General features: G+C 67.1%; 12 protein-coding genes and 1 tRNA gene. 3 read left to right on the top strand and 10 right to left on the bottom strand.

Features of this window, described 5'->3' with window-relative positions; genetic code table 11:
* The 8 genes from ABB33_RS17660 to ABB33_RS17625 form a co-directional block, all read right to left on the bottom strand.
* The coding region (locus ABB33_RS17660) for an AcaB family transcriptional regulator (protein ID WP_152985157.1) at positions 1–146 on the bottom strand (146 nt) is incomplete at its 3' end.
* A gap of 445 nt (positions 147–591) precedes the next feature.
* Positions 592–1,854 (bottom strand): STY4528 family pathogenicity island replication protein, encoded by a 1,263-nt coding sequence (locus ABB33_RS17655; protein ID WP_023095526.1) that lies wholly within the window; start codon positions 1,852–1,854, stop codon positions 592–594.
* 3 nt (positions 1,855–1,857) lie between these two features.
* Positions 1,858–2,418 carry a DUF2857 domain-containing protein gene (locus ABB33_RS17650; protein WP_023095527.1) on the bottom strand — a complete coding sequence of 187 codons (561 nt, stop codon included), beginning with the start codon at positions 2,416–2,418 and terminating at the stop codon, positions 1,858–1,860.
* A 15-nt stretch (positions 2,419–2,433) separates the two neighbouring features.
* Complete coding sequence (locus tag ABB33_RS17645; protein ID WP_023095528.1) at positions 2,434–4,068, bottom strand: ParB family protein; 1,635 nt, start codon at positions 4,066–4,068, stop codon at positions 2,434–2,436.
* Complete coding sequence (locus ABB33_RS17640; protein WP_023095529.1) at positions 4,061–4,309, bottom strand: hypothetical protein; 249 nt, start codon at positions 4,307–4,309, stop codon at positions 4,061–4,063. The genes ABB33_RS17645 and ABB33_RS17640 overlap by 8 nt, the downstream gene beginning before the upstream one ends.
* Positions 4,293–5,168, bottom strand: coding sequence for a ParA family protein (locus tag ABB33_RS17635; RefSeq protein WP_023095530.1), 876 nt, complete (start codon positions 5,166–5,168; stop codon positions 4,293–4,295). The genes ABB33_RS17640 and ABB33_RS17635 overlap by 17 nt, the downstream gene beginning before the upstream one ends.
* A gap of 42 nt (positions 5,169–5,210) precedes the next feature.
* Complete coding sequence (locus ABB33_RS17630; protein WP_023095531.1) at positions 5,211–5,423, bottom strand: AlpA family transcriptional regulator; 213 nt, start codon at positions 5,421–5,423, stop codon at positions 5,211–5,213.
* A 119-nt stretch (positions 5,424–5,542) separates the two neighbouring features.
* Positions 5,543–6,298: a hypothetical protein gene (locus tag ABB33_RS17625; protein ID WP_023095532.1), complete on the bottom strand. Its 756-nt coding sequence runs from the start codon at positions 6,296–6,298 to the stop codon at positions 5,543–5,545.
* 29 nt (positions 6,299–6,327) lie between these two features.
* Here ABB33_RS17625 and ABB33_RS18905 point away from each other — a divergent pair, with 29 nt between their 5' ends.
* Positions 6,328–6,486, top strand: coding sequence for a hypothetical protein (locus tag ABB33_RS18905; protein WP_023095533.1), 159 nt, complete (start codon positions 6,328–6,330; stop codon positions 6,484–6,486).
* A gap of 692 nt (positions 6,487–7,178) precedes the next feature.
* Positions 7,179–7,252: transfer RNA gene (locus ABB33_RS17620), tRNA-Cys, on the top strand.
* A gap of 226 nt (positions 7,253–7,478) precedes the next feature.
* Here the strand turns inward: ABB33_RS17620 and ABB33_RS17615 are convergent.
* Entirely contained in the window at positions 7,479–9,335 is a 1,857-nt protein-coding gene (locus ABB33_RS17615) for an autotransporter domain-containing protein (RefSeq protein ID WP_056932958.1), read from the bottom strand.
* Positions 9,336–9,341: 6 nt separating this feature from the next.
* The gene (locus ABB33_RS17610) at positions 9,342–10,283 is read right to left on the bottom strand and encodes a fibronectin type III domain-containing protein (RefSeq protein WP_275452959.1); all 942 of its coding nucleotides are present in this window, start codon (positions 10,281–10,283) and stop codon (positions 9,342–9,344) included.
* Positions 10,284–10,364: 81 nt separating this feature from the next.
* Here ABB33_RS17610 and ABB33_RS17605 point away from each other — a divergent pair, with 81 nt between their 5' ends.
* A complete protein-coding gene (locus ABB33_RS17605) occupies positions 10,365–10,565 on the top strand; it encodes a transposase (protein ID WP_425513325.1) in 201 nt (66 codons plus the stop codon).
* Positions 10,566–10,571 lie beyond the last annotated feature (6 nt).

Below are 10,571 nucleotides of genomic sequence, written 5' to 3'. Positions count from 1 at the left end.
CCGTTCAGGCCGACGATGCCCGGTCGCCCCTCGGCGGCGGCGCGGCCGTGCCAAATGCGCGAGGCGTGGTGCGTGTGCAGCGTCAGCGACATCGCGCTGCGCAGGGAGCCGAGATTCAGTTGCAGGGGTTCGTTGGTGGTTGCCATGGTGTCCGCTCGTTGTTGGAAAAGAGCGGACAGCTTCGGCAGGTGGCGGAAGGCAGTCAGTCAACAAACCGAAACCCGCCAGTCCCCGGTTCACGCGGCGGGCGCATGCGGCGCGAGCTATCCCCAGGGGATAGCGCCATGGAGCGCCAAGGAACGCTGCACACCTGGATCAGCGTGGACAGGGCCGATCCCACGGCGGGCGATCGAGGCCTGGCGTGCAGCGGTTCGACGTCGTAGCTGTCAGTGGAACTATCCCCAGGGGATAGTTCCATGGAGCGCCAAGGAACGCTGCGCGCCCGGATCAAGCGCGGACAGGGCCGATCCCGCCGCAGGCGATCGGGGCCTGGCGTGCTGCGGTTCGACGTGTAGCCGTCAGTGGAACTATCCCCTGGGGATAGCTCTACGGGAAGCCACTGGCATCCACTTCACCGCCTTGCAGGCCCGCTCACTTGCTGGCGAGCAGGTTGCGCAGCCGCTCGATGTGCTGCCTGGCGACTTCTGGCGGCACCGGCTTGCCCTGCGGCTGGGATGGTGGCGGTGCTGGTGGTGGCCGCTCATTCGGCGGAGCGTGTGCCGATGGCGCGTCTTTCTTGGCCCAGGCGTTGAACTCGCCATGGATGGCCCGCTGGATGATGCCGAACAGATACCCCGCAGGATTGCGGATGCCGTGGCTGCTGCATCGTGCGGCCCATTCGTCCAGCACGGCCTGCCTCAGCGCGGCATCGACCTGCTGCAATGCCACCCGCGCACCTGTTTGCTGCTCTGCCTTCAGTTCCGCGAAGCGTTTGGGCCATTGCAGGTCGCCCAGCGCGCGCGCCTGCGCCTGTGCCTGCGCGGTAGTACGTACTTCATTGATACGACTACTACGTACTGTACGGGCCTGCTTCGGATTCCGAAGAGAGGCGTCTGGCGCGGGTTTCGACCCTGCTTCGGATTCCGAAGTGGGGTCATCGGAATTCCGAAGAAGGCTCGTCGGCCCTTCTTCGGATTCGTGTGCGGCATCCTCCTGTGGATAACTTTCGTGCGCCCCGACGCCCTGGCTGGCGAGGCGCTCGGCCAGGACTTGCAGCCTCGACGGCAGGGTGCGCCCGGCCAGCATCGGGTCTTCGCCGATTTCCTTGAGGGTGTGCAGGCCCACGATCTGCACGGCTTTGGCCGAATGGCCGAGCGCCTGGCTGACGAGCTGCAGGTAGTCCGGGTCGAGCTGCATCGCTTCAAAGGGGGTCAGCGGCTCGTCGTGCAGGACATAGAGATTGCCGAGAATGCGGCCGGTCTTGGCGTCGCGCCGTCGCCGCACCAGGCTCAGCCATCGGGTCAGCCGCAGCAGCGTCAGGGCTCGCGCCACGGTTTCGTGCGAGGCCTGCCCGGCGCAGGGCATCGAGGCCAGCCAGGGCCGCAACTGCTCATAGGTGGGGAATGCGGTCACGCCGTCGTCGTTGAGCATCAGCCGGAACACCTGCCAGGCGTTGCGCTCCAGCGGCGTCAGGCGGCGGTCGAGGAACAGCCGCCGCGGTACAGTCTCATGCCGGTTGCCGCTGAAGAGGAACGCATCGCCGGACGCAGCCGGTGTCGCAGGTGACGGCGCAGATATAGGCATGCGCGTGGGCGTGGGCGGGCTGGGCCTGGGCGCAAGGTCTTTCAGCGCCGCGTCGAACAGGTCAGCGAGTGCGACGGGGCCATGGCGTGGTGCGGTGTCGTCCACGGCCATGGCTCAACCCAGTCCCTGATCGACCCACGACTTGATCGCGGCCCAGACCACCGACAGCGGCAAATCCATGCCTTCGGCGAGGTCCATGGCCGCGTCGAGAATCGAGGTCTCGTCCTCCAAGTCCACATTCCTGCTGCTGGTGAGCGCTTTCCAGCGCCGCCACAGTTCGACGTCCTGCTTCTCGTCCAGGACAGGGTGACGCCCCTTTCGCTTGGGCAGGCCCAGCACCTCACGGCGCAGGGCGACTTCCTGATGGGTCAGGCCATAGAAGCGGCTGACCATCTCCGTGCTGGCCCCCAGGCGCAACATGCGATCGACGGTCGCGATTTCCTTCTCCACGTCCTGCGCCTGCGAGAGCAGACGCCGGAGCACCTCGCGGTTCACGGACACGGAACACCACGAGACATTGGCGTTGGCCAGCACGCTCACCATGGCGGGATGCTTGAGCGCATCCAGCTCGGCCTCGCTGAAGCCCATCGCCTTGCAGCGGCGCAGTTGGCCGTTGCGCAGGTCGTAGAGCGCCTGGGCGATGACGGCTTGATTGAGCGGGTGCGGGGCGGACATGCGGGTCTCCTTCCTTCATGCCCCAGGGCCTGCGACGCCGGATTCCAGGTCCAGCAGGCGCCGGGCCAGGCGCAGCAATCGGAACAGCTTGACCAGCGCGGTGTCGCTCAAGCGGCGTGTCGCATCACCTTGGCCGTGCAGCAGCGCCGGCAGCTCGGCGGCAAGCTGCCCGCCGTCCAGATCGGCATCGGTGAAGCTCTGGCCTGCCAGGCTCGCCAGCAATGCCAGCACGCCGCGGCCCTGGGGTGATGGGGGCTGCGCGCTGGCATGGCATGCGAAGCCCACGCCGTCCGCGCGGTCCTCGATGCACTGATTAAGGCCTGCCTCACCCGCGATCTCGCGTGCGAACTGCGCGATGTGGATGCGCAGGCGATCGGGCGTGTCCAGGCCCGCGTCGATGTGCCAGACGTCGGAAATCGGGTAGAGACCGCCTGCCTGGACGGGAATGGACTGCAAGACGTTGGCCGAGAAATCGGGCAGCGCATCCCCCAGCTCGTCGGCGACCATCCGCTGAATGGATTGCAGCCGCTCCGTCGTAGGTGCGGGCGAAACGATGTGCCCCTGCAGCAGATCACCAGGAGCCGCCACGGGGCTTCCTGCGGGCGAGCCGTCCGTCCCTGAGCTGTCCTTGCGCTCGCGCGACCCAGGTATGGCCGCCGGCGTCGGGGCCGATGGGGCCGGCGCGGCGGGCGGGCGGGCCACGGTGCCAGGCTCAGGAAGTGCGGGCGGTGCCGATGGCGGGGTCGGATCGCTGACCAGGGCGCGATGGCGGCTTTCGGATTCCGTGAGGTCGAGCGCCAGCACGTCGTAGTCGATGCCGAGCAGCTCGGACATCTGGCCGATCAGCTCGTCCTGCACGCGCTGGGGGACGAACTCGTCGGCCTGCGTGTCGAACTGCGACAGCACCTCCTGAAAGAAGTCGTCGAAGTCCTGTACCAGCGTGCGGCCCTTGGCGTAGCGCTCCCACGCGAGCATGCAGGCCTTGCGCATGACCGACAGGCGTTCGACCTGGTGGCGGCCGAGCCCGCCGTAGAGCACGGTCGGGATCGCCGGCAGGAGGTAGCGCACCGCGTCGTTCATCCGGCTGATGTGCGACTGCTGGACCGGGAAGCCATCAGCGGCGAGACGGCGGGCCAGCTCGGATTGGCTCAGGGCGGCGCCGCTTTCCTGCTCGTAGAACTCGCGCGCCTTCTCGACGCCGAGGGCGCGCTCGATGAACGTCAGGCCCCCACGCAATTCGTTCTCGGCCAGGTGGCCGGTCAGCATCACGACTTCGCCGCGGCTGGGCCAGGGCCGGAACAGGCACGATATGCGGAAGAACCGCTCGTCCTTGGTCTCCGACCACAGTTCGCGCAGGATCGCCAGGCGTGTGTTGCCGCCGTTGCGGATGATGTAGTGGCCCTCGCCCGGGCGTCGGGTGATCGCCGGCGCCGCATCAAGGCCGCGCTCGCGGATGGACGCCTTGATGTCCTCGTAGGCCGGATTGCGCTTCTTCCTGGGGTCGTGGTCGTAGGGACGCAACTGGTCCAGGGTCACGACCATGGGCGTGTCGGCGATCGGGTCGCTCAAGGCCGAGGTGGATGGGCCGCTGCGCTCGAACCCGGCCGCGAGCAGCTTGCCGGCCATCTGCTGGGAGGTCATCTCAACCATGGCGGCCTCCCTGCGCTGGGGATCGGGCCTCGCGCTCGGCGCGGCGGATCTGCGCCCGGGCATTGAGGGCCGCCCGGTGGTCGCTGGCGGTCGAACTGGTGTAGATCGCGGCGCAGCCGGCCTTGGTGAATTTGAGGTGGCCGCCTGGCGTGCGCTTGACGTGCCAGCCCTCGCCGACGGCGAACTCGATCAGGGCGCGTAGCCGCTTGTGGCCTCGGGCCAGTTCATGTGCGTTCGCCATGGGGCCTCCCGGTATCAAGAGGAAATGGCGGGCGGCCGGACACCGTGGCAAATCGGTGCTGCCATTGCGGGAACAGTTCGCCAGCGAGGCCGCGCATGGTGTCGAGCGCGGCGGGGGCGACTCTGCCCGGTGGCTGGCGGTACTCGACCCGATGCACCGGCAGGCCGCGCGTCGCGGCGCGCGGATAGGCTTCGATGGCCGGCACGTCGGTGGCCAGCACGCGGATGCCGGTGTGGTGCTGGAACAGCTCGCGCAGGGCCTGCTGGATCAGCCGGGCGTTCGCCGACACCGGGTGGACCCGGTTGATGAGCAGGTGCAGCGGCGGCGGCTCGATGCCCAGGTGCCGGTACGGGGCGATGTCCTCCAGCAACTGCATGGTGCCGCGCCGCAGTTCGCGGGCGGCGAGGATTTCCGGGGTCACGGGCGACAACGCGAGATCGGAGGCGAGCACCGCCATCTCCAGCGTCACCGAGCGTGCGCCCTGGGTGTCGATCAGCACCAGGTCGTAGAGGGGAGTCAGTGCCGGCAGCAGGTGCCGTAGTCGCAGGCGTCCGTCCGGCGCATGCAGCAACAAGGTGTTCAGCTCGCCCCGGTGGTCGTTGGACAGCACCAGGTCCAGGCCTGTGATGATCGTGCGGGACACGAGCTGGCCGAGGTCGCGCTCATTGAAGGCCAGCAATTCATAGATGCCGCCGGGCGCGCGGTGGGCCAACTCGTAGTACGAGGACAAGGTGGGCTGCACGTCGAGATCGAGCAGCAGCACGCGCAGCCCCGCGTCGGCGGCGAGCCCGCCAAGGTTGGCGGCCGTGGTCGTTTTACCGACGCCCCCTTTGGTCGAGACAATGGATACAACCTGCATGGCGTTCTCCGTGTGAGGATGGGAAGTCCGCGGGAGAACGGGTCAGGCCCGGCTGTTGACGCGCTCGGCGATCCACTGGTCGATTTCGATGGAGTCCCAGCCGACGGCGCGCACGCCCAGGCGCAACGCTTTGGGAAACTTGCCGGCGCGCATCAGGTTGTAGAGGTGGGCGCGCTTGAAGCCGGACTTCGCTTCGACTTCTTCCAGGCGCAGGATGCGGCGCTCGTTGGGCGGCAGTACAGGTGCTTGCGACATGGCGGTCACTCCTGAACGCTCAGTGGCGTTTGTTGGCGTGACACCTATTCAAATGTCGGCTTCTGTCCCAGACCACCGTAAATGCGGTTTCCGCGACCGCAGATACGGGCTTGCAAACATCAAGAAACGGCGGCCCGTAGCTTGCGTCGGGCTTGCGCAAATTTGGCTTGCAGCGTGCGATCCGTAATGCCCATGAGTTCGCCGTGATGCGCGATCATCGCGGTAGCGATGGATTCCTGGCTGTTGAAGCTGGAGTACGGTGTGCCCGACGGGGATTGGCCGAGCATCAGTTCCAGCATCGTGCCGATGATGTGCAGGTACGTGGCCTCGGCACGGTCGCTGATCGGGCACTGGGCGCATGCAGGAATCACCGTGGACTGCTTGAGCAGCGCGTCGTGCTGGTCCTGCAACTCGCGCAGTTGACGCTTGCACTGCTCCAGGGCGGATTTGAGGGCCAAGCGCTCGACGAGCATGGCTTGGCCGGTCTCCAGCGAGATGAAGGGATGGGCGATGCGTTCGCTGCGGCAGAAGAGAAAGCCGGGCCGCTGCTCGGGGTAGTGCTGGCGCATCCAACGCTTCAGATCCACGTGACGAACCGTCAGGTCAGGGGATTCGATCAGCGCGATGTCGCGTGCGGTGATGCCGTTCTGCCCGAAGGGCAGTTCCCCATTGAGGATGCCGTCGTAGATGCGATCGGTGTACAGCCGCAGTTCGCCCCAGCGCGGGCAGTCCAGCGATTGCGGAAGATTCCTTGGCGACGAAACCGAGGCCAGGATCACTTGCTCATATCGCAGCAGCCCAGCCCAGCGGATGGACGCTTCGATCGGGCGGTAGAACACCTTTGATGTGGGTGCATCATTCTTGTTCTCGTGCATGCTCGGTCTCCTTCCAGGAGAAGAACTACATGGCCGACTCCTTTGCCGCCGACCTCATGGTCGGCCTGTTACCTGTGCAGGAAGCGAGTTCCGATGCCCGCTTCGTCATGGGGCTTGAGTACTTCTCACCAGTTCGCGCTACTGGTAGCCGTCGTGTGCTCGATGTGCAAAAATTCATCGATCGCTAGATGGTCGAGCGTCGGAAAGCAGACTCGACAGCTACGCTCACGCTATCAGGGTCGTAAGAAGTTACGGTCCCTGCAAAACCGTCTAGGTATGACGTGATATGCCAGCGGTTTCACCGGGCACGAGGGGGATGGCAATCGCTGTCCAACGTCCAGCCGGACGTAGTGAATCCACGCCTGTCATGCTTGCCCGAGCATCCTGATATATCGACAAAGAATCGTGCGCCGGCTTGCCACGGCTAGGGTGTGCGTTCTTTCGGCGCAACTTGAGCAGACCGGCAATGCGCGGCGCGTGTGGGTCCTAGACGGTCCTAGACGGCATCCGCGATAGGCCGGCGCCAAGAGCATCGGCTCGGTCGTCATCGTGTTGATGGTGTGCGGAAGCAGAGGGCAAGGCGTAGGCGACCAGTTCGAGACTGTCGCGGACGACGCAGTGCTGGGTGTGGGTCCGGTGCGCTGAGTACGGGTCTATGGCCGTCAGTGGAAGTCTTTGGACGATCTTGTTGCCGGGGACCAAAAACAAGGCTACAATTGAGGTCCTCGCTGAGCACCTCGGCGAAGAAACTGTTCGGGAAACAACGACTTACGCGCCTAGTGCAAGTCTCGTTTCCCGCTCCAAATTACGAAAAGGCCCCGCAAGCGGGGTTTTTTCATATCGGGAGGAAGTTTTTCCTCCTGTACAATCAGATTATTCTGGCCTGGTAGCAGAGTGGTTATGCAGCGGATTGCAAATCCGCGTACGCCGGTTCGATTCCGACCCAGGCCTCCAGATTTGATATTCGACCCCTGAGAAATCAGGGGTTTTTCTTTGCCTGTCGTTCGCCGGGGCAGGGCAGCGGCGCGACTCGACAAACCCGGAAACAGCGAAACCGGGGCCAGATTCGAATTCTCCTCCCGGGCGCCTGCCGGCTCGGGGCATACATGGAGAATTCGATTCCGACCCCGGTTTCCGGGTTCAGGAAGCCGCGCCGGTGGTGCCGGCGCGGTCGTGTGGCTCAGGGGCGGGTGGTGGTCGCGTTGGCCGCTGCGGCTGCGGCTGCGGCCGCGCAGCGCGGTGCCGGGCCACGGCAACGCTGGCGCGTATCGCCGGTCATGTCCGTTTTGAACACGTCGCCATCCTCGGCGTACATCGACGCGCCGGCAGCCGGCTGCCCGTAACGCACCTGCAGGCCGATGCTGGTGCTGCGCATCGCGTTGCGGCCCTGCTCGCGGCCCAGCAGCAGCGAGAACAGCCAGCCGCTGTCCAGCTGCAGGTCCATGCCCGCACCCAGCGCCAGCGTGTCGTCGTTGTAGCTGCGCATGGCCAGCACGTAGTCGGCGTCACGCGGGCGCTGCAGGTAGTTCACCGCCACGTCGCCGCGGTTCTCCAGTGCTCCGCGGTACTCGATGCGCCAGTGCGGGCGCCAGCTCAGCCGCTCGCGCTGGAACATCATGCTGCCTTCCAGCCCCAATGCCAGCGTGCTGTTGTCCACCTGCTGCCGGCCATAGCCCAGCCCATAGGCACCCAGCCCGTTCTCGCGGTAGCCGTCCAGCGTCGCCCGGTGGCCGTCATAGCGGCCATAGCCGGTCAGGTTCAGCCCCGACGCGCTGCGGTGTTCGTAGCCGAAGGTCAGCGCCCCGAACCACTGGTCGCCACTGCGCGTGGCCTGGGCGCTGGCGTTGGCCAGTTCGCTCCAGCGGGTCAGGTCGAAGTCCAGCCGGCCGTTGGCCAGCAGGCCGTCCACGAACAGGTGCTCGCCCAGCCGCCACAGGCCGTAGACCGCCAGCGAGCGCTGGTCGGCGTCGACCTTGGACGGGCTGTCGTCGAAGTCCGTGCCCTGCCGGCCCCAGCTGCCTGCCAGGCCCAGCAACACGTGCTCGCCGACCGCGCGGTCCGCGCCCAGGGTCAGGCCACCGGTGTTGAAGTCGAAGCCGCCGCCGGCGCGGCCGTTGCGGCCGGTCGTGCCGAAGGTCGCGGTACCGGCCAGCCACATGCCCCAGCCCTGCGGCAGCGCCGGCAGGGCCGCTTCGGCCACGCGCCCGACCGGCATCGACAGCCCCGGCACGCCCGCGCTGCCGGCGTAGGCCAGGGCGAGGTTGACGCTGTTGGCGTTGCGGCCCGAACGCACCTGTCGCAGGCGGTCGCGGATGTTGTCGCCCTGTACCTGGGCAAAGCGCACGCTGGCGTCGACCTGGGCCTGCAGGCTGCCGCTGACCTGCGCATCCAGCGTCGGGTCCGGGCGCGCGTTGACCATCAGCGTGATCGTTATCACACCGGTGAGGTAGTGACTGGTCGCCGCCTGGGTGGCGGTCAGCGTGGTCGTGCCTTCGCCCACCAGGGTCACGGTACGGCCGTTGAGCGTGGCCACGGCGGGGTTGCTGCTGGTGAAGGTGAATGCGCCGGGGCTGTTGCTCCGCGGGAGCGGCAGCTCGAAATCGGCCTGGCCGTACATCTTCTGCAGGTCGCCGACCCAGCCCAGGTCCGGCGCGGCCACCAGTTCGGTGGCGCTGTCCGCCTCGCCTTCGCCGGCCAGGTTGTAGGCGGCCACGGTGAACACGTAGTCCACTCCGTCGGCCAGCCCCTGCACCAGGATCGGCGAACCGCTGCCGCTGGCGCTGACCACGCCCGCGGTGGCGGCCGCGCGCAGGCCCGCCGTGCGCAGGGCGCTGCCCTGCGGGGTGGCGACCACCCGGTACCCTTCGATGGGCGCACCACCGGTGAACGCCGGCGGCACGAACGCCACGCTCACCTGCCCGGGGCCGACCGGCGTCAGCGTCTGGATCTCCGGCACGCCCGGCGGCACCGGGTCGATCCGGAACGTGCGTGTGGCCGAGGCCGCGCGATGGGTGGCATCGCCGGCCTGGGTGACCACAACGGGTCAGCTGCCGGCCTGCACGAAGGCCAGCTGGCCGTCGGTCGTGACCGTGCACACGTTCTGGGTCTGCGAGGCGAAGGTCACCGGCAGTCCGGAGTCGGCGCGCGCGGACAGCACCGGCACCTGGTCGAAGCGCTGCGTGCCCACTTCCTCGAAGATCACCGTCTGCAGTACCTGCGGCACCACCGGTGCCGAGGGCGCCGACGGCGCGCTGTTGCCGGCCGCGGCCGAGGCGGTGACGGTGAAGGTGTAGCTCACCCCGTCGGTAAGTCCGCGCACCGTGATCGGCGAGCCGCTGCCGCTGGCGGTGATGCCGCCGGGCTGCGCGGTGACCGTGTAGGTCACCGGCTGGCCGGTGGCCGCCGATGGCGTGAATGCCACTTCCACCTCGCCCGAGCCGAGCACGCTCACCTCGCCCACAACCGGTGCCTGCGGCACCAGCGCGGTCACGCTGAACGATTGCGTCAGCGACGCTGCCAGGTGGCTGGCATCACCGTCCTGGTGCACCGTCACCGTGCAGGTGCCGGCGCTGGCAAAGCCCAGCACCCCGGCGGCCGTGACCGTGCAAACCGACGGCGTGGACGACGCGAAGCGCAGCGGCAGGCCCGAGTCGACCGAGGCCACCAGCGTCGGCGTGGTGCCGAACGCCTGCGCCCCGGGGTTGGCGAAGGTGATCACCTGGGTCACCGCCGTGGTGACTTCGTTGGAGGCCGCCGACGACGGGCCGGTGCCCGCGCTGTTGGTCGCGTTCACCGTGAAGGTGTAGCGGGTGCCGGTGTCCAGGCCGTTGATCGTGATCGGCGAAGTGGTTCCCACGAATGGCGCACCCGGTACCGTCGGGCTCGGTGTCACCGCATAGCCGATGATCGCACTGCCGCCACTGGACGCCGGTGCGCTGAAGGCCACCGATACGCGTCCGGGACCGGTCACCGTGGCGGTGCCGATGGTCGGCGCGCCCGGGGCTGGACCGGCCAGCCTTTCGTAGACACTCGGACGCCATAATTGATGGCAATGACCGAGGTGTTTATGGGCAACAGCAAGCAGTACACGGATGAGTTCCGCGCAGAGGCGGTGAAGCAGGTAATCGAGCGCGGCTTTACAGTCGTGGACGTAGCCTCCCGGATCGGGATTCCCAAGCACACACTGTACGGCTGGGTGCAGGCGGCCAAGAAGACGGTGCGTGCACCGGGCACTATCGCCCGTTCTGATCGGATACGACGAAGATAGCCGGTT

The organism is Stenotrophomonas acidaminiphila (assembly GCF_001431595.1).
In the GTDB taxonomy this organism is placed as follows: Bacteria; Pseudomonadota; Gammaproteobacteria; order Xanthomonadales; family Xanthomonadaceae; genus Stenotrophomonas; species Stenotrophomonas acidaminiphila.
The sequence above is the reverse complement of the archived record's forward strand: the minus strand, read 5'-3'. Positions and strand labels throughout refer to the sequence as shown.